The sequence below is a fragment of the Streptomyces sp. MB09-01 genome (assembly GCF_033794505.1).
Lineage (GTDB): Bacteria > Actinomycetota > Actinomycetes > Streptomycetales > Streptomycetaceae > Streptomyces.
Map to the genome: position 1 here is coordinate 16,808 of NZ_JARAYQ010000008.1, position 21,947 is coordinate 38,754.

The 21,947-nt window shown below is 69.7% G+C and carries 17 protein-coding genes; 7 read left to right on the plus strand and 10 right to left on the minus strand.

Translation table 11 applies throughout. The annotated features are described in order from the left end of the window. Positions 1 to 6: 6 nt before the first annotated feature. The 3 genes from PV721_RS03010 to PV721_RS03020 form a co-directional block, all read right to left on the minus strand. Positions 7 to 1,716, minus strand: a complete 1,710-nt coding sequence (locus PV721_RS03010; protein WP_319721192.1) for a protein kinase family protein — start codon at positions 1,714 to 1,716, stop codon at positions 7 to 9. Positions 1,717 to 1,833: 117 nt separating this feature from the next. Next, positions 1,834 to 4,008 (minus strand): murein biosynthesis integral membrane protein MurJ, encoded by a 2,175-nt coding sequence (gene murJ, locus PV721_RS03015; protein WP_319721193.1) that lies wholly within the window; start codon positions 4,006 to 4,008, stop codon positions 1,834 to 1,836. Between the two features lie 46 nt (positions 4,009 to 4,054). Continuing rightward, the gene (locus PV721_RS03020; protein ID WP_319721194.1) at positions 4,055 to 6,319 is read right to left on the minus strand and encodes a DUF6049 family protein; all 2,265 of its coding nucleotides are present in this window, start codon (positions 6,317 to 6,319) and stop codon (positions 4,055 to 4,057) included. Between the two features lie 185 nt (positions 6,320 to 6,504). Between PV721_RS03020 and PV721_RS03025 the strand changes: the two genes are divergently transcribed. Then, positions 6,505 to 7,971 carry a CCA tRNA nucleotidyltransferase gene (locus PV721_RS03025; protein ID WP_319721195.1) on the plus strand — a complete coding sequence of 489 codons (1,467 nt, stop codon included), beginning with the start codon at positions 6,505 to 6,507 and terminating at the stop codon, positions 7,969 to 7,971. Between the two features lie 64 nt (positions 7,972 to 8,035). On the opposite strand, the gene PV721_RS03030 is transcribed toward PV721_RS03025, so the two are convergent. From PV721_RS03030 to PV721_RS03040, 3 genes are all read right to left on the minus strand, one after another. After that, on the minus strand, positions 8,036 to 9,304 hold the full coding sequence (locus tag PV721_RS03030) for an MFS transporter (RefSeq protein ID WP_319721196.1): 1,269 nt from the start codon (positions 9,302 to 9,304) through the stop codon (positions 8,036 to 8,038). 106 nt (positions 9,305 to 9,410) lie between these two features. Beyond that, entirely contained in the window at positions 9,411 to 10,493 is a 1,083-nt protein-coding gene (locus PV721_RS03035; protein ID WP_319721197.1) for an inositol-3-phosphate synthase, read from the minus strand. A 49-nt stretch (positions 10,494 to 10,542) separates the two neighbouring features. After that, positions 10,543 to 11,145: a PadR family transcriptional regulator gene (locus tag PV721_RS03040; protein WP_215139795.1), complete on the minus strand. Its 603-nt coding sequence runs from the start codon at positions 11,143 to 11,145 to the stop codon at positions 10,543 to 10,545. A 274-nt stretch (positions 11,146 to 11,419) separates the two neighbouring features. Here PV721_RS03040 and PV721_RS03045 point away from each other — a divergent pair, with 274 nt between their 5' ends. Together PV721_RS03045 and PV721_RS03050 are read left to right on the plus strand one after the other, a co-directional pair. Then, positions 11,420 to 13,966 carry a transglycosylase domain-containing protein gene (locus PV721_RS03045; protein ID WP_319721198.1) on the plus strand — a complete coding sequence of 849 codons (2,547 nt, stop codon included), beginning with the start codon at positions 11,420 to 11,422 and terminating at the stop codon, positions 13,964 to 13,966. A 94-nt stretch (positions 13,967 to 14,060) separates the two neighbouring features. Continuing rightward, entirely contained in the window at positions 14,061 to 15,521 is a 1,461-nt protein-coding gene (locus tag PV721_RS03050; protein ID WP_319721199.1) for a glycosyltransferase family 87 protein, read from the plus strand. A gap of 9 nt (positions 15,522 to 15,530) precedes the next feature. On the opposite strand, the gene PV721_RS03055 is transcribed toward PV721_RS03050, so the two are convergent. The 3 genes from PV721_RS03055 to PV721_RS03065 form a co-directional block, all read right to left on the minus strand. Beyond that, entirely contained in the window at positions 15,531 to 16,562 is a 1,032-nt protein-coding gene (locus PV721_RS03055) for an alanine racemase (protein WP_319721200.1), read from the minus strand. Between the two features lie 43 nt (positions 16,563 to 16,605). Continuing rightward, entirely contained in the window at positions 16,606 to 17,724 is a 1,119-nt protein-coding gene (locus tag PV721_RS03060) for a lipid II:glycine glycyltransferase FemX (RefSeq protein ID WP_319721201.1), read from the minus strand. A gap of 142 nt (positions 17,725 to 17,866) precedes the next feature. After that, positions 17,867 to 18,172 (minus strand): hypothetical protein, encoded by a 306-nt coding sequence (locus PV721_RS03065; protein ID WP_319721202.1) that lies wholly within the window; start codon positions 18,170 to 18,172, stop codon positions 17,867 to 17,869. A gap of 248 nt (positions 18,173 to 18,420) precedes the next feature. Between PV721_RS03065 and rpsF the strand changes: the two genes are divergently transcribed. The 4 genes from rpsF (at position 18,421) to rplI (ending at position 20,125) form a co-directional block, all read left to right on the plus strand. After that, positions 18,421 to 18,711: a 30S ribosomal protein S6 gene (gene rpsF / locus PV721_RS03070; protein ID WP_004950685.1), complete on the plus strand. Its 291-nt coding sequence runs from the start codon at positions 18,421 to 18,423 to the stop codon at positions 18,709 to 18,711. Between the two features lie 72 nt (positions 18,712 to 18,783). Next, positions 18,784 to 19,380 carry a single-stranded DNA-binding protein gene (locus PV721_RS03075; protein ID WP_319721203.1) on the plus strand — a complete coding sequence of 199 codons (597 nt, stop codon included), beginning with the start codon at positions 18,784 to 18,786 and terminating at the stop codon, positions 19,378 to 19,380. 43 nt (positions 19,381 to 19,423) lie between these two features. Next, positions 19,424 to 19,660 carry a 30S ribosomal protein S18 gene (rpsR, locus tag PV721_RS03080; protein ID WP_005315025.1) on the plus strand — a complete coding sequence of 79 codons (237 nt, stop codon included), beginning with the start codon at positions 19,424 to 19,426 and terminating at the stop codon, positions 19,658 to 19,660. 18 nt (positions 19,661 to 19,678) lie between these two features. Continuing rightward, entirely contained in the window at positions 19,679 to 20,125 is a 447-nt protein-coding gene (rplI, locus tag PV721_RS03085; RefSeq protein ID WP_319721204.1) for a 50S ribosomal protein L9, read from the plus strand. Positions 20,126 to 20,239: 114 nt separating this feature from the next. On the opposite strand, the gene PV721_RS03090 is transcribed toward rplI, so the two are convergent. After that, entirely contained in the window at positions 20,240 to 21,577 is a 1,338-nt protein-coding gene (locus PV721_RS03090; RefSeq protein ID WP_319721205.1) for an MATE family efflux transporter, read from the minus strand. Positions 21,578 to 21,947 lie beyond the last annotated feature (370 nt).

A 21,947-nucleotide genomic window follows, 5' to 3' on the forward strand; every position in this document is an offset into this window, starting at 1 on the left:
CCGGCACTAGGGGCCGAGCACCTTGATCTCGCTGATTCCACCCCGGTAGCCCCCGCCGGAAGGGGGCAGTTCGGTGATGTGGATCAGCATGAAGCGCGTACGGACCGGAGTGTCGAACGTGGCCTGGAGCTTCTTGTCCGTGACCTTCAGCTCGGTGAGCCGCTGGGTGAACGCGCCGAGGGTGTCGGGGTTGCCGGCATCCGCGGCGGCGGCGAAGACCTCGGCCGTTTGCCCGGGCACGTACATGTCGATGTCGAGGCCGGTCACGTTCTTGAGCTCGCCCAGGTCGACGATGATCCCGCTGCCCTTGTTCTCCGTCTCCAGCCGGCCGAAGTCGGGGTAGTTGTAGTACTCGGGGGTGATCCAGGCGGAATCGGGCTTGCCGTCGATGGTCTTCGGGGCCAGAAGGGGCTTCACCGAGCCTCCGAGGACGGAGACGCCGTGGATCGGCAGGGGCTTTCCGGGCTCGCTCTGCTTCGGGTTGTCCTCGGTGCCGGTCTTGGTGTTGTTCGTGCCGCTGTTGCCCTTCTGGCTGCTCCGGTCCAGGAGGGTGTCGGCCAGCTGCCAGCTGCCCAGGCCGAGGGCGGCGATGAGCAGGGCGGCGACACCCCACTTGAGGGCCCGGCCCGTACGGCTCTGCAGCGGGGGCGGCGGCGGGACGGGCCGGATCTGGGTGGTGGGCGACCCGGGAGGTGTGGGACGGCCGTAGCTGCCCTGCTGGTAGGTGGTGTGCTGGTACTCCGGCGGGGCCGTGAAGGCGGGCTCCGGCGGCCGGATGCGGGGCATCGCGGCGACGGCCTTGGCCAGCTCCTCCGGGCTGGTGCAGGCGGGCTCCTGGCGGGAGGCGGTGGCCCCGTCGTTGGCGAGTGCCCGCATGGCGAGTTCGCCCAGGCCCCGGTGGACGCCGGCGCGCACCTGGTCGGGGGCGATCAGGCCCACGCCCTTGGGCAGGCCGGTGAGGCCGTAGGCGTCGCTCTCGTACGGCCAGCGCTGGGTGAGGGCGGCGTACAGGAGGGCGCCGATGGCCTCGGTGTCGGCGCGCTGCGGGGTGTCGCTGGTGATGCCGCGCAGGGCGGCGTTCACGGCGAGGCCGCGGATGCGGTACTGGCCCGTGGAGGTGCGCAGTATCGCGCTGGGCGTCAGCCGCAGATGGGCCAGGCCTTCGCGGTGCGCGGCGGCCATGGCCTGGGAGACCTGGCTGACGAGCTGATAGGCCTCGTGGGGCTCCAGGGGGCCTGCGGCGAGGACGGCGGTGAGCTCGGTCGCGTCGGGCAGCCACTCGTGGACGACGTAGACGAGGTCGTTCTCCTCCACGGCGTCGAGGACCTGGACGAACCGGGGGTCGCCGAGGAGGGCGGAGGAGCGCGCGGCAGCCAGGACGGAGCGTGCCCGCGCGTGGTCGGCGGGCATCAGGTGGACGCCCACGGCACGCCGCAGTTTCTCGTCCATCGCGCGCCAGCTGCTGAATCCGTCCACACGGGTGACGCACTCTTCCAGCCGGTAGCGTCTGGCGAGCTTGTGGCCGCTGTGGAGTTCGGGTGCGGCCGCGGGGGCCGCCTTCGTGCGTTCGCCGTCCTTGTCGGGCATGGGTCCGTCCGCGGCTCGTCCGTTCTGGGTGTCCACCCCGTCGGACGTGGCCTTTGCCGCTTGCGCGGCCAGCGGCTCATCGCCGCCGTTGTCGGCCACGTCGACGGCAGCCGTGCTACGTTCCGCCACCGTCGTTCCTGCCTCCCCATCCGTTGCGCGCTGTAGGCCAGCCTGCGAAGCCATGCCAATTGTGCCCACAGTCCGACGCTATGCACGACACACGAACGGGGGCGACGGTTGTGCGCATCAGCGCCCCAAACGTCCGCGGACCATTCCGACCATCGCGTTGAGCTCTTCGATCCGCATCCGCTTGGCGGCGATGAGGAACACGGCCGCCAGGGCGATGCCTCCGGCCACGAGGGCAGCGGCGGAACCGGCGACTCCACTGCCCAGCCACTGGGTGACTCCATAGGCGGCGGCGCCCGCGACCGCGGCGGCGGGGACACAGGCGCCGGTGAGGCGCGCGTAGGTGCGCATCACGTGGGCGCCGTCGAGGTCGCCGCCGAGGCGGGTCTTGAGACGGCGCCAGGCGACGCCCACGCCCACGGTGTAGCCGAGGCCGTAGGCGGCGGCCATGCCGACGACCGCCCAGCGGGCGGGGAGCACGAAGAAGGAAGCCGCGGAGACCGCCGCGTTGACGGCGGCGACGATGACGGTGTTGTAGAAGGGCGTCCGGGTGTCCTCGTAGGCGTAGAAGCCGCGCAGGACGACGTACTGGACGGAGTAGGGGATCAGGCCGAGGCCGAACGCCATCAGGATGTAGCCGATGTTCTGGGCGCCGGAGCCCGACCCGGCGTAGAGCAGGGTGGCCATCGGCACGCCGAGCGCGAGGAACGCGAAGGCACACGGCACGATCGCGACGGCCGAGGTGCGCAGCCCGTAGGAGATGTCGTCGCGGACCGCGGCGGCGTCCCCGTCGTGGGCGGAGCGGGAGATGCGGGGCAGCACGGCCGTCATGACGGAGACGGTGATGATCGCCTGCGGCATCTGCCACAGCAGCAGCGCGTAGTTGTAGGCGGTGATGCCGGTACCGGGGTGGCCCTGCTTCTCGGCGACGGACCCGGCCCAGGTGGCGAACTGGGTGACGACGACGAGGCCGATCTGGTTGGCGAGGACGAAGAAGAACGTCCACTTCGCCAGGCGGGCGGCCTTGCCGAGGCCGTGGCCCTTCCAGTCGAAGCGCAGGCGCGGCCGGAAGCCGGCATCGCGCAGGTACGGCAGCATCGCGAGGGCCTGGACGGTGAGTCCGAGCAGCGTGCCCACGCCCAGCAGGCGCACACCGTCGGCGGTGACGGTGGTGGCGTTGACACCGGAGGTCGTGAAGCCGCCGAAGGCCCAGATGAAGGCGCCGAAGGTGGCGATGACCACGATGTTGTTGAGGACCGGGGTCCACATCATCGCGCCGAACCGGCCGCGGGCGTTGAGGATCTGACCCAGGACCACGTGGACGCCCATGAAGAACATGGTGGGCAGGCAGTAGCGGGCGAAGGCGACCGCGACTTCCATCTGCTGCGGGTCGGAGGCGATCTTCGGCGACATCATCGTGATGAACACCGGTGCCGCCAGGACACAGATGGTGGTGATGCCGGCCAGCAGGACCACGACGAGGGTCAGCAGCCGGTTGGCGTAGGCCTCTCCCCCGTCGCTGTCGTTCTTCATGGCCCGGACCAGCTGCGGGATGAAGACGGCATTGAGGGCGCCGCCGCCGACCAACACGTAGATCATCGTCGGCAGGGTGTTGGCGATCTGGTACGTGTCGTTGAAGGTGCCCACGCCGATGGCGCCGGCGATCACCAGGGTCCGCAGGAAGCCGGTGATGCGGGAGACGATCGTGCCCGCGGCCATGAGCGCGCTGGACTTCAGGAGGCTGGAGGCGCGTCCGGCGGGCTTGCTCGGTGCCGGCGCCGCCACGGGAGCCTCCTCGGCGGGGGTGCGGGGGGCCGCCTCCTGGTCCCGGTAGAGGTGCGCGAAGGCGTCGGGTTCCGGCTGGTCCTCCGAGGCCTGGGTGACGAGGGAGTCGACGCCGACGAACTGGGTCGTGGCGGCGTGGTCGCCGTAGGGCAGGTGGCGGGAGGGGCCGTCCGGCTCGGGCGGCGGGGTCTGGGCCCAGACGCGCGGATCGGGAGAGTACGAGGGCGCGGTCGGCGCCGCGTAGAGCGGGCCGGGCTCCTGGTAGGTGCCGGGCGGCGGCGGGGGGTGCGAGGCGCGGTCGTAGAGGACCTCGGCGACGGGGTCCTGGGCGGACAGGTCCTGGGACCGGTACGGGTCGTAGTCGTAGGCGTCCTGGACATACGGGTCGCGGTCCGGCGCGGGCGCAGGCGCGGGAACCTGCCCGGGCACCGGGGTGCCCGGGGCAGTGCCCTGGGAGGGCGCAGGCCCACCAGTGCCCTGCGCGCGGTCACCGTCGTACGGCGCGTTCATCGAAACCCCACCTCATCGTCCCCAGGCCGACCGGCCACGGCATCGCTCAACGGTCCACTGTCTCACCCGTGCCGGACCCCTCGGTGCTTTGCGGTCCGGTGTCCGGGGACTCGTCACTCGGCTGCGTGCTCTCCTCGGCGGCCGCGCGGGCCGCGACGCGCTTGCGGCTGGCGTACATCTTGATGCCCGCCAGGACCAGGAGGAGCACACCGCCGGCGATGACGAGCATGACGGTGGGGGTGATCTCGGTGGCCTCGACCGTGAACCGTCGCTCCTTGCCGTAGGGGACGCCGTCCTCGGTGAAGAGCTGCGCCGTGACCTCGACCGGACCGCTCGCATTGGCGTTGGCCGGGAACTTCAACGTCTGGGTGTGGTCGCCCTGGACGGTCACCTGCTGCTCGGCCTGGCCGCTGTCGCCGAACATCAGGCGGGTCGGATTGCCGGACTTCACCCGCAGGACCAGGTTGTGGACGTCCTGGACGAGGCTGTTCTGGACGCTGACCGGGATGGTGGCGCTGTGTCCGGACAGGGTGGCGTCGGACTTGGGGATGACCTTGACCTTCTCGGTGAGACCGATCAGGTACTCCTGCACCTGGTCCCGGTAGAGGCGGGCCTCCTCCGGACGTCCGCGCCAGGAGGTGGACATCTCCCGGTTGGTGGTGTTGCCGAACGGGATCTCCACGCGGTCGGGCGCGGCCAGGATCACCTTGAAGTGGTCGAGGGTGGCCTGCGTGGTGCGGATCTTCTCGAAGGCCGACACCGGCAGCTCCTGCTTGCGCAGGGCCTCTGGGTACTGTCCGGCGCCCGGCACCTGGGTGGCGGCGCCGGGATCGGGCTTGGCGGCCGCCGCGGCCTCGAGGTCCCCGGGCTGCGTCCAGCGGCCCGCCTGGAGCCCGCGTACGGCCGCGGCCATCGTCTGCACCTGGCTGACGGTGGGCGTCCGCTGCGGGGCGACGACGAAGCTGCGCTGCTCGTCGGTCTTCTGCAGGTTGAGGGCGAGGCTGTGGGCGAGGAACCGCTGCACGGCCAGGGTGGCGGACCCGGCGTTCAGCATGTCGCCCTCGAAGGCGGTGGACAGATCGGCGTCCGCGACGACGGCGGTGGTGCCGGCGCCGATGGGACGGGCGGCCGAGGGCGTGTAGCCGAGGGCTCCGCTCTCCACGAGGCTGTCGCTGCGGGTGAGGACGTTGTGGGCGCCGGCCGAGGTGGCGACGTTGACGATCGAGGGGTCGATGGCGCCGTTCACGGGCCAGGAGAAGTCGGTGGACGCCGTGACGTGCAGCACGGTCTCGACGGCCTGCTTCGCCTTGTCGGTGGCGGGCCGCAGCTGGCCCAGGGTGCCCGAGACGTCCTTGCCGTGGTGGGCGAGGGAGGCGAGGTCGGGGTCGGCGAAGGGCAGGGCGACGACCTTCTTGCCCTGGACCGCTGCTTCCAGGGAGCTCAGCCACTGCTCGGCGACGGCCTTGTTCTTCCCCTGGACGGGCTTGCCGCCCGGGCTGCGGACCCGGTAGCCCTTGGTCATCGCGTCGACCGTGTAGAGCAGGTCGGGGTCGATGACCCAGGTGATCGGCAGGTCCTTGCCGAGGGCGACCATCTGCTCCAGGCGGCCGCCGGGCTTGAGCTCGTCGGCGAGCGAATCGTCGAGGAAGACGGGGGTCTGCAGCTCGTCGGATCCGGTCTCCGCGGTCACGCGGGTGGTGGAGATCAGCGGCCACGCGTAGGTGATCTGGGAGCGCTTCGAGGCGGCTTCCGGCTGCCAGGGCAGGAAGGTCCGCTTGATCCCCAGGACCTGTTCGGAAGGGCGGCTCTCGGTCGCCCCGGACAGGGAGACGCCGAGCTGGTAGACCCCGTCCTTGTCCAGTTCGAGCTTGTTCACCGGGACGGTCAGGGTGAACTCCTGGCGGACCTTCGACGGCAGCGAGGCGATCTTCACGGCGTAGGCCGGATCGATCTCGCCCAGGTCGGCGCCGGCCCGGAAGCCGTTGCGTTCCGCCGCCTCGTCGATGGAGGACCGGTCCGCGAGCGCGGGCCCGACCCGCAGGCCGACGTGCGCGTCGTTGATCGTCTCGGAGCCGGTGTTCACCACGGTCCCCGTGATGGTCAGGGTGTCGCCCTTGACCGGGGCGGCGGGGGCCATGGAGGTCAGCTGGACGTCCACGCCGGTCGCCTGGACGGCCTGGGCCTTGGGGGCCGGAGAGTAGACCAGGGCGGCCATCACGGGCGTCCCGGCGAGCAGGACGATCGCGCGCCGCAGCCAGCGGCGCCGGACAGGAGCGGGGGACGCCCCCTGGATGTCTGCCGCCTCGGCCACGCGCTAGCCCGTTCCTCGAAGTGTCAGTGGTCGTCTTTTGTGCGTCCACGCATGGTAACGAGGCCCGCTGTGTGCGAGTGCCGCGCCTTGCTCCACATGATCGGACCGGCCCCGGGGCTGCCGGGGACCGGGGTCGCGCAAAACGAGGCGGCCCCTGGTGGGCCGGGCACGTACCCTTTTCTGTTGTGCCGAACGCCAACGAAGACACCCCCAGTGCCCTGAGTCAGGTGCAGCGCCGCGCGGTCAGTGAACTGCTGCGGGTCGCCCCTGTCGCCGACGAGCTCGGCCGCCGATTCCAGGAGGCGGGCTTCCGCCTCGCCCTGGTCGGTGGGTCCGTCCGCGACGCGCTGCTCGGGCGTCTCGGCAACGATCTCGACTTCACCACCGATGCCCGCCCCGAGGACGTGCTGAAGATCGTCCGGCCGTGGGCCGACTCGGTGTGGGACGTGGGCATCGCCTTCGGCACCGTCGGGGCGCAGAAGAGCGCCCGCGTCGGGGACGTCGTGCGGAACTTCCAGATCGAGGTGACGACGTACCGCTCGGAGGCCTACGACCGCACGTCGCGCAAGCCGGAGGTCTCCTACGGCCATTCGATCGACGAGGACCTGGTCCGGCGCGACTTCACGGTCAACGCCATGGCTCTGGCCCTGCCCGAGCAGGAGTTCATCGACCCGCACGGCGGCCTGGAGGACCTGGCCGCCGGTGTGCTGCGCACCCCCGGGACCCCGGAGGACTCCTTCTCCGACGATCCGCTGCGGATGCTGCGGGCGGCGCGGTTCTCCGCGCAGCTGGACTTCGAGGTCGCCCCGGAGGTCGTGGCGGCCGTGAAGGCGATGTCCGACCGTATCGAGATCGTCTCGGCGGAGCGGATCCAGGGCGAGCTGAACAAGCTGATCCTCTCGGCCAACCCTCGCCGCGGTCTGGGACTGCTGGTGGACACGGGTCTGGCGGACCGGGTCCTCCCCGAGCTGCCCGCCCTCCGGCTGGAGAGTGACGAACACCACCGGCACAAGGACGTCTACGACCACTCGCTGATCGTGCTGGAGCAGGCGATCGCCCTCGAGGAGGACGGCCCGGACCTGGTGCTGCGGCTCGCGGCCCTGCTGCACGACATCGGCAAGCCCCGCACCCGCCGCTTCGAGAGCGACGGCCGCGTCTCCTTCCACCACCACGAGGTGGTGGGCGCGAAGATGACCAAGAAGCGGCTGACCGCGCTGAAGTACTCCAACGACATGATCAAGGACGTGTCCCGGCTGGTGGAGCTGCACCTTCGCTTCCACGGCTACGGCGACGGCGAGTGGACCGACTCCGCGGTGCGGCGCTACGTCCGCGATGCCGGTCCGCTGCTGGAGCGCCTGCACAAGCTGACCCGCTCCGACTGCACCACGCGCAACAAGCGCAAGGCCAGCGCCCTCTCCCGGACCTACGACGGGCTGGAGGCACGCATCGCGCAGCTGCAGGAGCAGGAGGAGCTGGACGCGATCCGGCCCGACCTGGACGGCAACGAGATCATGCAGGTGCTGGACGTCGGCCCGGGCCCGGTGATCGGCAAGGCGTACGCCTTCCTGCTGGAGCTGCGTCTGGAGAACGGCCCGATGGGGCGTGACGCCGCCGTCGTCGCGCTCAAGGAGTGGTGGGCCGCGCAGGCCTGAGGGACGACCGTCGGCATCGATGTTTCACGTGAAACATCGACGTCGGCGGTCGGTCGGGGGCGCCTCACACGAGACGTCGCTCCTGCCGGCCCAGCAGGACCGCGGTCAGGGCGTAGAGGGCGGACACGCAGAGGATCAGGGTCACGGACCGTCCGTCGGGGGGGAGCATGAGGGAGGCCACCGCCGCCGCTCCCACGAAGGCGACGTTGAAGAGCACGTCGTAGACGGAGAAGACGCGGCCGCGGTAGTCGTCGTCCACCCGCGACTGCACCTCCGTGTCGGTGGCGATCTTCGCGCCCTGGGTGGCGAGGCCGAGAACGAAGGCGGCGACCAGCATCGGTCCCGGGGCGAAGAACAGGCCGAGGGCCGGCACGAGGACCGCGGCTCCCGCCGAGCAGGCCGTGATCCAGCCGAGGGTGCCCAGCCGGCCCGCCAGCCAGGGGGTCACGACGGCGGCCGCGAAGAATCCCGCTCCGGAGGCTCCGACCGCGACGCCGAGCAGGGCCAGCCCGTCGGCCTCGTTGTCCGACCAGGAGTAGCGGCAGAGCATCAGCAGCATGACGAACAGGGCCCCGTAGCAGAACCGCATCGCGGTCATCGCGGCGAGCGCCCGGGCCGCCTCCCGCCGGCCGGCCAGGTGCCGGAGGCCTTCGGCCATGCCCCGCACGGTGAGGGCGACCCCTTCGGCGACGGAGGGGTGGACCCGGCCGGGGGGGTGGTCGGGCCCGAGGAGGCCGATGGCGAGGTTCAGGGAGACGAGGGCCGCACACAGGTAGAGCCCGGCCCCGAGCAGGACGACGACGGCGTTGGAGTCCGAGGCCAGCAGCCGGACGAGGAAGGCCAGCCCTCCGCCGGCGACCGCCGCCAGGGTTCCGGCGGTGGGGGAGAGGGCGTTCGCGGTGACCAGCTGGCCGGGGCCGACGACGCGGGGCAGCGAGGCGGCGAGCCCGGCCAGCACGAAGCGGTTGACGGCGGTCACGGACAGGGCCGAGGCGTAGAACAGCCAGTCGGGTACTTCCGCGACGATCAGCATCCCGGTGCCGCAGGCGAGGAAGGCCCGCAGCAGATTGCCGTAGAGGAAGACCTGGCGGCGGCGCCAGCGGTCGAGCAGCACTCCGGCGAAGGGGCCGATCACCGAGTAGGGCAGCAGCAGTACCGCCATGGCCGAGGCGATGGCCGCCGGCGAGGTCTGTTTCTCCGGCGAGAAGACCACATAGGTGGCGAGGGCGACCTGGTAGACGCCGTCCGCCGCCTGGGAGAGCAGCCGTACGGCGAGCAGGTTGCGGAAGTCCCTCAGGCGCAGGAGTACGCGCAGATCACGTACGACAGGCATGAGGGCAAGGGTCACATACGCGGAGGGTCCCCGGGCATATTGCCCGGGGACCCTCCGCGGAAGAACAGCCGAAGTCCAGGTGTCCTTGCGGACCCTTGGGGTTCGACTAGCGCTCGACCTCGCCCTTGATGAACTTCTCGACGTTGGCGTACGCCTCGTCGTCGAAGTACTGCACCGGCGGGGACTTCATGAAGTAGCTGGACGCCGACAGGATCGGGCCGCCGACACCGCGGTCCTTGGCGATCTTCGCGGCGCGCAGGGCGTCGATGATGACACCGGCGGAGTTCGGGGAGTCCCACACCTCGAGCTTGTACTCGAGGTTGAGCGGGACGTCGCCGAAGGCACGGCCTTCGAGGCGGACGTAGGCCCACTTGCGGTCGTCGAGCCACGCGACGTAGTCGGACGGGCCGATGTGGACGTTCTTCTCGCCGAGCTCACGGTCGGGGATCTGCGAGGTGACGGCCTGCGTCTTGGAGATCTTCTTCGACTCGAGGCGGTCGCGCTCGAGCATGTTCTTGAAGTCCATGTTGCCGCCGACGTTGAGCTGCATGGTGCGCTCGAGACGGACACCGCGGTCCTCGAACAGCTTCGCCATCACGCGGTGCGTGATGGTGGCGCCGACCTGGGACTTGATGTCGTCGCCGACGATCGGGACACCGGCCTCGGTGAACTTGTCGGCCCACTCCTTGGTGCCGGCGATGAAGACCGGGAGGGCGTTGACGAAGGCGACCTTGGCATCGATGGCGCACTGGGCGTAGAACTTCGCCGCGTCCTCGGAACCGACCGGCAGGTAGCAGATCAGGACGTCGACCTCGCGGTCCTTGAGGACCTGGACCACGTCGACCGGAGTCTCGGCGGACTCCTCGATCGTCATGCGGTAGTACTTGCCCAGGCCGTCCAGGGTGTGGCCGCGCTGAACGGTCACACCGGCGTTCGGGACGTCGCAGATCTTGATGGTGTTGTTCTCGCTGGCGCCGATGGCGTCCGAAAGGTCGAGGCCGACCTTCTTCGCGTCGACGTCGAACGCGGCGACGAACTCGATGTCACTCACGTGGTAGTCGCCGAACTGGACGTGCATCAGACCGGGGACCTTGGCCGCCGGGTCGGCGTCCTTGTAGTACTCGACGCCCTGCACCAGCGAGGCGGCGCAGTTGCCTACGCCGACGATGGCTACGCGAACCGAACCCATTCCGGTTGCTCCCTGTTTGTTCTCGGACGAGGCCTGCGAGATGCAGGCCTCATTTTTCAGTTTCGTCGGACGGACCGGGTCTTCTCCGATCCCGTCCCGCCCGCTCACTCTCGATGAGCTCGTTCAGCCAGCGCACTTCGCGCTCGACGGACTCCATGCCGTGCCGTTGCAGCTCGAGCGTGTAGTCGTCGAGGCGCTCCCGCGTTCGGACGAGGGAGGCGCGCATCTTCTCCAGACGCTCCTCCAGCCGGCTGCGGCGGCCCTCCAGAACCCGCATCCGCACGTCTCGTTCGGTCTGGCCGAAGAAGGCGAAGCGGGCGGCGAAGGACTCGTCCTCCCAGGTGTCGGGGCCCGTGTGGGAGAGGAGCTCCTCGAAGTGCTCCTTACCCGCGGCCGTCAACCGGTAGACGATCTTGGCGCGGCGCCCTGCGAGTGAAGCGGCGAGAGCGTCCTCCGGAGCGTTGCCCGGTTCTTCGATCAACCAGCCGTTGGCGACGAGCGTCTTGAGGCAGGGGTAGAGCGTCCCGTAGCTGAAGGCCCGGAACACCCCCAGTGAGGTGTTGAGCCGCTTGCGCAGCTCGTAGCCGTGCATGGGGGACTCGCGCAGCAGGCCGAGGACGGCGAACTCGAGGATGCCTGAGCGTCTGCTCATCCGCCTGCCTCTCCTCCGCCCCTGAGTCTTTATACCGAGCTGATGTATCGACTCGATACATCCAGACGATAGAACGGGGCGCCCTGATCGACAAGGGGTGATCTGGTGACCGGTGTCACATCACCAATTCGCACCAGGAGAGATGCCTGATTTGGGGTGAACTTCGGCACTGGTCGGGTTTTGAGCGTGCGTAGTCTGTGCGCCATGACACCGGGGGAACCGGAATTCATCTGCCGCTTCCAGGCCACTCGCCTGCCCGAGGAGTAGTCGTTCGATGAGCGAGCACCGCCGCAAACCGCCGCAGCCCCAGGGTGGCGGGCGGGCCTCAGCCCGCCGCGCCGCTCCGCAGCGCCCCGGCAGGGGCGCCCCCGCCGGACGTGACGTCCCCACCGCGTCGCACAGCGGCCCGTACGAGCAGCCCGTGCCGGCCAGCCGTGCCGAGGCCCGCCGGGCTGCCCAGAGAGGGGCCGGGGGGCGTGGCCGGGGCTCCGCGAACACCGCTCGCGGCACGGGCCGCCCGGACAAGCGGCTGATCAACTACCCGCGGTCCGACCGGGACGGCTGGAAGCGCTTCGTGCCCTCCTGGAAGTTCGTCTCGGGCACCGCCCTCGGCTTCTTCGCGGTCGTCATCGCCGGGGCCGGCGTCGGCATCGCCATGGTGGGCACGCCGGACCCGAACAAGGCGGCCAAGGCGCAGAACAACGTCTTCTACTGGGCCGACGGCAGCCAGATGGTGGCGACGGGCGGTTCGATGAACCGGCAGATCGTGCCCATCTCGAGCATCCCCCGGTCGATGAGGGACGCCGTGATCGCCGCGGAGAACGAGTCCTTCGAGACGGACAAGGGCGTCGACCCGATGGGTGTCGGCCGCGCGGTGTGGAACATGGCCACGGGCGGTTCCACCCAGGGCGGCTCGACCATCACCCAGCAGTACGTGAAGAACACCTACCTGGACTCCGACCAGACGCTCAAGCGGAAGGTCACGGAGCTCTTCATCGCGATAAGGCTGGGTGTCTCCGAGCCGAAGGACAAGGTCCTCGCTGGCTACCTCAACACCGCCTACTACGGGCGGGACGCCTACGGAATCCAGGCCGCGGCCCGCGCCTACTTCGGCAAGGACAGCCAGGACCTGAACCCCGCCGAGTGCGCCTTCCTGGCCTCCGTGCTCAAGGGCCCGAACCTCTACAACCCGGACGGCGGCATCGGCGCCGCGGCCACCCCCGAACTCAACGAGGAACGGGCCCGCAAGCGCTGGGCCTGGGTGCTGGACCGCGAGGTCGAGGTCGGCCGGATGGACAAGGCCGAGCGGGCGAAGTACAAGGACTCGGACTTCCCCGCGCGCGTCGAGTCGGAGCAGGCCCGCGGCATGACCGGCCAGATCGGCTACCTGGTCGACACGGCCAAGGCGTACGTGATGAAGACCAAGGGCATCACCGTCGAGCAGATGGCCCTGGGCGGCTACCGGATCAAGACCACCTTCCAGAAGCCGAAGGTGGACGCCCTGGCCAAGGCCGTGGAGGACACCCGCAACGGCTTCATCGACGAGAAGGAGCGGCCCGACACCGACACCTTCGTCCAGTTCGGCGCGGCCTCCGTGGACGTGAAGACCGGGGCGCTCGTGGCCCTGTACGGCGGCCCGGGCTGGGACCAGAAGTACTTCAGCAACAACGCCAACACCAGCGGTGTCCCGGTCGGCTCGACCTGGAAGCCGTACGTGCTCGCGGCAGCCATGCAGCACGGCACCCAGAACTCCAACGGCCGGGGCATCTCGGCCGACAGCAAGTACCAGGCCAACGACCTCACCGTGATCAACAACCGTGAGGGCCAGCCGCTGCGCGACGCCAAGGGCCAGCCGTTCAAGCAGAAGAACGAGAGCCCGACCGCGTACGGATACGTCACCCTCAACGAGGCGATGGAGAAGTCCATCAACGTCCCGTTCGCCCAGCTGATCTTCGACGTCGGCCACACCAAGGTGCGGGAGCTGGCCAAGTCCACGGGCATCCTCGAGGAGTCGATCAACCCCAACACGGACGCCTCCTCCGCCCTCGGCACCTCGACCCCCAGCGCCATCCGGATGGCCGACTCGTACGCCACGTTCGCCGCGTCCGGAACGCACCACGAGCCCTACTCGGTGATCGAGGTCGAGAAGGACGGCGAGAAGCTGTCCGGCTTCGAGCCCCCCAAGGCCCAGCGGGCCATGGACAACGCCGTCGCGGACAACATCACCAAGGTCCTGGAGAACGTCGTCCAGAACGGCACCGGCAAGAAGGCCAAGAAGCTGAACCGGCCCGCCGCGGGCAAGACCGGTACCACGGACGAGAACAAGTCGGCGTGGTTCGTCGGCTACACCCCGGAGCTGTCCACCTCCGTCGCCCTCTTCCGCACCGACCCCAACTCGCAGGACCGGAAGCTGCAGTCCATGAACGGCGTGGGCGGCATCCCGTCCATCCACGGTGGTGACATCCCGGCCGAGATCTGGACCGAGTACATGAGCGAAGCGCTCAAGGGCACTCCGGAATCGGACTTCCCGGAGCCCGAGGAGGTCGGCGTCACCGCCGACTCCGCCGGTGCCCCCTCACCCACGCCGTCCCCGAGCCCGTCCAAGGGCGGGAAGCCGTCCTGCCCGCCGTGGAAGCTGTACTGCGACCCGGACGACTCCACGCGCGGGACGACCAACGGAGGCACGGACACCGGCACCACTTCGGGGATCATCGCCGGCACCCAGGGCGGGAGCAGCGGATCGCCGTCCCCGTCGCCCACCGGCAGACCGAACCGCCCGGGCGGCAGCACCGGAGGGACCACCGGCACCGTGCCGGACTGATCCGCCCCACCGCCCCGTGAACAGAGGAAGGCCGTCGCACGCGTCGTGCGACGGCCTCCCCCCGTGTCCGGCTCCGTACGGCAGGATGACCCCCATGACCCAGGTGCACGAGGACCGCCCCGTACTGCCGACGCAGCAGGACGAGGTCGCCGCAGCCGGCAGTGAGCTCATCGGAGGCCCGCTCGGCCGCTACGCCCGGCTCGGCGGCCACTGGCTGGGGCCGGTCCGCGTCGTGGCCCTCCTCGCCATCGGCATGTTCGCGCTCGGCATGGTGCAGAAGCTGCCCTGCTACGACTGGGCGTGGTTCCGGGGAGCGGGCTCGCAGTACACGCACGCCTGCTACTCCGACATCCCGCACCTGTACGCGGTACGCGGCTTCGCCGACAACCTGACGCCCTACTTCGACCGGCTGCCCGGTGACATGGAGTACCTGGAGTACCCGGTGCTCACCGGGCTCTTCATGGAGATCGCCTCCTGGCTGACCCCCGGCAGCGGCTCCATGGAGCACCGCGAGCAGATGTACTGGATGGTCAACGCCGGCATGCTGATGGCCTGCGCGGCGGTCATCGCCGTGTGTGTCGCGCGCACCCACCGCCGCCGGCCCTGGGACGCCCTGCTCTTCGCCCTCGCGCCCGCCTTCGCGCTGACGGCGACGATCAACTGGGACCTGCTGGCCATCGCCCTGACCGCCGCCGGGATGCTCATGTGGTCCCGCGGGCGGACGGTCCTCTTCGGCGTCCTGATCGGCCTCGCCACCGCCGCCAAGCTCTATCCCGTCCTGCTGCTCGGGCCGCTGTTCGTGCTCTGCTGGCGGGCCGGGAAGTGGCGCGCATTCGGCGCGGCCGTCCTGGGCGCGGCCGGGGCCTGGCTCGTGGTGAACCTGCCCGTCATGCTCTTCGCCTGGGACGGCTGGAAGAAATTCTACACCTTCAGCCAGGAACGCCCCATCGACTTCGGCTCCGTGTGGCTGCTGATCTCGCAGCGCTCGGGCAACCCCCTGGAAGACGCCAACACGTACGCGACCGGGCTCACGCTCCTGCTGTGCGGGGCCGTCGGACTGCTCGCCCTGACCGCCCCGCGGCGGCCCCGGTTCGCGCAGCTGGGCTTCCTGGTCGTCGCCGTCTTCATCCTGTGCAACAAGGTCTACTCGCCCCAGTACGTGCTGTGGCTCATCCCGCTCGCCGCGCTGGCCCGGCCGCGCTGGCGGGACTTCCTGATCTGGCAGGCCGGCGAGGTCGCCTACTTCCTCGGGATCTGGTTCTACCTCGCCTACACGACCAGCGGGGACAAGCACCAGGGCCTGCCCGTGGAGGGCTACCAGCTGGCGATCGCCGCCCACGTGCTGGCCACCCTGTATCTGTGCGCGGTCATCGTCCGGGACGTCCTGCTGCCCGAGCGGGACGTCGTACGCCGCGACGGCTCGGACGATCCTTCGGGCGGCGTCCTGGACGGGGCCGAGGACGTGTTCGTGCTGTCGGACGCGGCGAGGGCGCCGCAGTACGCGGCGCCCTCGGGGGGACAGCGGGTCGACTGGGGCGCGGGCCCCAAGGACTGACGGGCCGGCTCAGGCGTCGAGCACCCGGTCGAACTGCGTGGTGGTGTGGCGCAGGTGCGCCACGAGCTCGTCGCCGACCTTCGGCTCGGTCGCGTCCGAGGGCACGAACAGGATCGACACCTGCATGTGCGGCGGCTCCGCGAACCAGCGCTGCTTGCCCGCCCAGACGAAGGGCGAAAGGTTCCGGTTGACGGTGGCCAGGCCCGCCCGGGCGACGCCCTTGGCGCGCGGCATCACCCCGTGGAGCGCCTTGGGGGCCTCCAGGCCGACTCCGTGCGAGGTACCGCCGGCGACCACGACCAGCCAGCCGTCGGAGGCGGCCTTCTGCTGGCGGTAGCCGAACCGGTCGCCCTTGGCCACGCGCGTGACGTCGAGGACCGCACCGCGGTACTCGGTCGCCTCGTGGTCGCCCAGCCACAGCCGGGTGCCGATGCGGGCCCGGAAACGGGTCTGCGGGAACTGCTGCTGGAGCCGTGCCAGCTCCTCCGCCCGCAGGTGGCTGACGAACATGGTGTGCAGCGGCAGCCGGGCCGCGCGCAGCCGGTCCATCCAGCCGATGACCTCCTCGACGGCGTCCGAGCCGTCCGGACGGTCCAGCGGCAGGTGCAGGGCGAAGCCCTCCAGCCGGACGTCCTCGATGGCCCCGTGCAGCTGGCCCAGATCCTGCTCGGAGATGCCGTGGCGGCGCATCGAGCTCATGCACTCGATGACCACGCGGGCGCCGACCAGACCCCGGACCCCGTCCAGCGAGGACACCGAGCGGATGACCCGGTCCGGCAGCGGCACCGGCTCCTCGCCCCGCCGGAACGGGGTGAGGACGAGCAGGTCGCCGCCGAACCAGTCCTTGATGCTCGCGGCCTCGTACGTCGTGCCGACGGCGAGTACGTCGGCGCCCATCCGGGTCGCCTCCTCGCACAGCCGCTCGTGGCCGAAGCCGTAACCGTTGCCCTTGCAGACCGGGACCATTCCGGGGAACTGGTCCTGGATCTGCTTCTGGTGCGCACGCCAGCGCGCGGTGTCGACGTAGAGCGTGAGCGCCATGGCCCGTCCGGCACCTTTCTCGATAACAGTGGGGGTCAGGGGATCAGCGGCGCGACATGTAGATGTCGAGCGCCTTGTGCAGCACCTTGTTGAGCGGGAAGTCCCACTCGCCGACGTACTCGACGGCCTCGCCGCCCGTGCCGACCTTGAACTGGATCAGCCCGAACAGGTGGTCGTTCTCGTCCAGCGTGTCAGAGATGCCGCGCAGGTCGTAGACGCTGGCGCCGAGCGCGTACGAGTCGCGCAGCATGCGCCACTGCATCGCGTTGGAGGGCCGGACCTCGCGCTTGTGGTTGGCGGAGGCGCCGTACGAGTACCAGACGTGCTGGCCGACGGTGAGCATCGTGGCGGCGGCCAGCGGCTCCCCCTCGTGCGTGGCGATGTACAGGCGCATCCGGTTCGGGTCCTCGGCGTTGAGGGCCGTCCACTGGCGCTGGAAGTAGCTGAGCGGGCGCGGGCGGAACTTGTCGCGCTCGGCCGTGATCTCGTACAGGTGCTGCCAGGTCGGCAGGTCGTCGTAGCCGCCCTGGACCACCTCGACGCCGGCCTTCTCGGCCTTCTTGATGTTGCGGCGCCACAGCTGGTTGAAGCCCTTGAGGACGTCGTCCAGCGAGCGGTTGGCCAGCGGCACCTGGAAGACGTAGCGGGGCTGGACGTCACCGAATCCGGCGCCGCCGTCCTCGGCCTGCTGCCAACCCATGCGGCGCAGCTTGTCGGACACCTCGAAGGCGCGGGGCTCGATGACCGAGGCCTCCACGTCGCGCAGGCGCTTCACGCCCGGGTCCTGGATGCCGGCCTTGATGGCGGTCGCGTTCCAGCGGCGGATGACGACGGGCGGGCCCATCTTCACGGTGAAGGCGCCCTGCTGCTTGAGGTGGGCCAGCATCGGCTGGAGCCACTCCTCCAGGTTCGGGGCGTACCAGTTGATGACCGGGCCCTCGGGGAGGTAGGCGAGGTACCGCTTCACCTTGGGCAGCTGGCGGTACAGCACGAGGGCGGCACCGACGAGTTCATTGGACTCGTTGAACCATCCGAGGTTCTCGGAGCGCCACTCGTTCTTCACGTCGGCCCACGCCGGGACCTGGCAGTGGCTAGCCGAGGGCAGGCTCTGGAGGTAACCCAGATGCTGCTCTCGGCTGATGGTCCTCAGGGACAGGCTCATGCGGGGCGTCTCCTCCGGCGGCTTCGCTGGCTATGGCGCGAAGCCTACTGCGACAAGGGCGCCACCCATCTGGGGGACGGGCCGGAGGCCCGGGCCGGTGCGGAGCCGGCGCCCTGCCGCGGAGGTGCCCCGGTCGGCCCGGTCAGCCGCCGAAGAGGCCGCCGTGGAACATGCCGATGAAGAAGCCGATGGCAGACGCGCCAAGGCCGATGATCAGGGCGAAGCGCTCGCGTGTCGTCACGGAGACGAACTGTCCGTACGCGCCGGTCAGGATCCCGATCAGGCCGGCCCAGGTGGTGAGCAGGTGCAGACCGTGGAAGAAAGCCGTGACGAACGCCACGGCTCCGAGGATCAGGGTGGCCGCCATCAGGGTGTCCTGCAGCGGGTGGGGCTTGCCGTCGGTCGCGAGGAGCGAGATCTGGGACTGCGGTCGCATTGCCTGTGCCATCGGAAGGCACCTCCTGGCTGAAGCAGAGCGGTGCTGGGAGCCGCCTCCGACAAGGGCCGGGGCATAGCACCGAGCACACCCGATGGATACAGATTGGGGCCCCCTCCCGTCGGATTTCAACCGGAAGGAGTCGAGGAGGTAGTCTGTACAGCTGCGCGGTGTCTGCTTTCGGACACCGTGCGCACGCATCACGACCCTCCTGCCACGGAACGACCGTGGCCGCTGAGTCCAAAGGAGGTGGGTTCCACATGCGTCACTACGAAGTGATGGTCATCCTCGACCCCGATCTCGAGGAGCGCGCTGTCTCCCCGCTGATCGAGAACTTCCTCTCCGTCGTCCGTGAGGGCAACGGAAAGGTCGAGAAGGTCGACACCTGGGGCCGTCGTCGTCTCGCTTACGAGATCAAGAAGAAGCCCGAGGGCATCTACTCGGTCATCGACCTTCAGGCCGAGCCTGCGGTCGTCAAGGAGCTTGACCGACAGATGAACCTGAACGAGTCGGTTCTCCGGACCAAGGTCCTTCGCCCCGAGACCCACTGAACTTCGGTTCAGCGGTAATCGGGACCGAGTAGCACAGCAGCCCAGCAGCAATCCCCGCCGAGAGGTTCATCCATGGCAGGCGAGACCGTCATCACGGTCGTCGGCAATCTCGTCGACGACCCCGAGCTGCGCTTCACCCCCTCGGGTGCGGCGGTCGCGAAGTTCCGTGTCGCGTCCACTCCCCGCATCTTCGACAAGCAGACCAATGAGTGGAAGGACGGCGAAGGCCTGTTCCTGACCTGCTCGGTCTGGCGTCAGGCGGCGGAGAACGTCGCCGAGTCCCTTCAGCGGGGCATGCGCGTCATCGTGCAGGGCCGGCTGAAGCAGCGGTCGTACGAGGACCGTGAGGGTGTCAAGCGCACGGTCTACGAGCTGGACGTCGAGGAAGTCGGCCCCAGCCTGAAGAGCGCCACGGCCAAGGTCGCCAAGACCAGCGGTCGCGGTGGCCAGGGTGGGTACGGCGGCGGTGGCGGCCAGCAGCAGGGTGGCGGCGGTGGCTGGGGCGGAGCCCCCAGCGGCGGCGCCCCGCAGGGCGGCGGAGGTCCCTCCGACGACCCGTGGGCGTCCAGCGCGCCGGCCGGTGGCCAGCAGCAGGGCGGCGGCGGGGGCGGCTGGGGCGGAAGCTCCGGCGGCTCCGGCGGTGGCTACTCGGACGAGCCGCCCTTCTAGGGCAGCTCGCATCCCCACTTCTTGATCACACAGGAGAGACACAATGGCGAAGCCGCCTGTGCGCAAGCCTAAGAAGAAGGTCTGCGCATTCTGCAAGGACAAGACCGCGTACGTGGACTACAAGGACACGAACATGCTGCGGAAGTTCATTTCCGACCGCGGCAAGATCCGTGCCCGCCGCGTTACCGGCAACTGCACGCAGCACCAGCGTGACGTCGCCACGGCCGTCAAGAACAGCCGTGAGATGGCGCTGCTGCCCTACACGTCCACCGCGCGATAAGGAAAGGGTGACCGACTAATGAAGATCATCCTGACCCACGAGGTCTCTGGCCTCGGCACCGCCGGCGATGTCGTCGACGTCAAGGACGGTTACGCTCGCAACTACCTGGTCCCGCGTGGTTTCGCGATCCGCTGGACCAAGGGTGGCGAGAAGGACGTGGCGCAGATCCGCCGCGCCCGCAAGATCCACGAGATCGCGACCATCGAGCAGGCCAACGAGGTCAAGGCCAAGCTCGAGGGCGTGAAGGTGCGTCTGGCCACCCGTGCGGGTGACGCCGGCCGTCTCTTCGGCTCCGTGACCCCGTCCGACATCGCCACGGCGATCGAGGCTTCCGGTGGTCCGAAGGTCGACAAGCGCCGCGTTGAGCTGGGCGCCCCGATCAAGACCCTCGGTTCGTACCAGGTCTCCGTGCGTCTGCACGCCGAGGTCGCCGCGAACGTCGGCATCGAGGTCGTCGCCGCCTAAGGGCTGCACGTGAAGGGCCGCACCCCTCGGGGTGCGGCCCTTCGTCGTTTCCGGATGCTCGTCGGTGCTCCCCGTGCTCCCACGTGTTTCACGTGAAACATCGGGAAGCACCGGTTAGCGGGTGGCTCCCGCGATCAGCCAGCGGCCCGAGCGGGCGCGCACCCGGAGGGTGACCATCCGGACCAGCATCATCAGGGTCATGGCCCACCAGAGCGTCGTGATGCCGCCGCCCACGACCGGGACGAGGAGAGCGGCCGGGACGAACGCGGCAAGGGTCAGGAGCATGGCCCGGGCCAGGTAGCGGCCGTCGCCGGCGCCCATGAGGACCCCGTCCAGCACGAAGACGATGCCCGAGACCGGCTGGGAGAGGGCCACGACCAGCAGGGCGGGCAGCAGGGCCGCCTCGACCGCCGGATCGCTGGTGAACAGCGGAATGAACACCGGGCGGGCCAGGACCACCAGCAGGCCGAGCACGACGCCCGAGGCGATGCCCCACTGCACCATGCGGCGGCAGACGGCCTTGGCGCCTTCCGTGTCCCCCGCGCCCAGGTAGCGGCCGATGATGGCCTGCCCGGCGATCGCTATGGCGTCGAGCGCGAAGGCGAGCAGGCTCCACAGGGCGAGCAGGATCTGGTGGGCGGCGATGTCGGCGTCGCCGAGACGGGCGGCCACGGCGGTCGCGATCATCAGGATGGCGCGCAGGGACAGGGTGCGGACCAGCAGGGGCGCTCCCGCCTGGGCGCAGGCCCGTATGCCGGCAGGGTCCGGGCGCAGGGAGGCGCCGTGCCGCCGGGCTCCGCGGACGACCACGACGAGATAGGCGGCTGCCATCGCGCACTGGGCGATGACCGTGCCCCAGGCGGAGCCGGCGATGCCGAGCCCCGCACCGTAGACGAGGGCGGCGTTCAGGGCCACGTTGAGGGTGAAGCCGCCGATGGCCACGTAGAGCGGGGTGCGGGTGTCCTGAAGGCCGCGGATGACCCCGGTGGCGGCCAGGACCATGAGCATCGGCGGGATGCCGAAGGCGGAGATCCGCAGATAGGTGACGGCGTACGGGGCGACGGTGTCGGAGGCTCCGAAGAGGGAGATCAGCGACGGCGCCGCGGGCAGCAGCACGACGACGACGGCCGCGCCGAGCAGGAGGGCGAGCCAGATGCCGTCCATGCCCTGCCGGATGGCCGCCTGAAGGTCGCCCGCGCCGACCCGGCGGGAGACGGCCGCAGTGGTGGCGTAGGCGAGGAAGACGAAGACGCTCACGGCCGTGGTGAGCAGTGCGGCGGCGATGCCGAGGCCGGCGAGCTGGGGAGTGCCGAGGTGTCCCACGATGGCGCTGTCGGCCATCACGAAGAGCGGCTCGGCGACGAGCGCGCCGAAGGCGGGGACAGCGAGCGCGAAGATCTCTCGGTCGTGCCGTCTCGGCCCAGCCTCGGGTGCTGTGAGGGCCTGTGTCATGCGCTCAATCTAATCTTCCACAGGTAATAGATACAACCCATCTGTGATCCTTACTGAGGCGCCGATGTAAGCCTTCTCCTCGACTCGTTGGAGGCGATCTCGGGGCAGTGCCCAAGATTTTTCTTCCCCACCGTCCTCGGAGGGGAAATTCCCAGGTCAGGTGGGGTAACGGGGTGGCGCGGGTGATTTTGTCCACAGTGTCGTCCCCCGGTCCGTGCACAGCTTCCGGCGAGTTACCCACAGCATTGGCGCCGTCATCCACATCTCATCCACACAGCCTGTGGATAACAAGATTGGCTGACGCCGCTCCCGGCCCTACCGTGGTGCGTTGCCCGACTCGCCGAACAGCCGATTCGGGTGCCCCAAATGT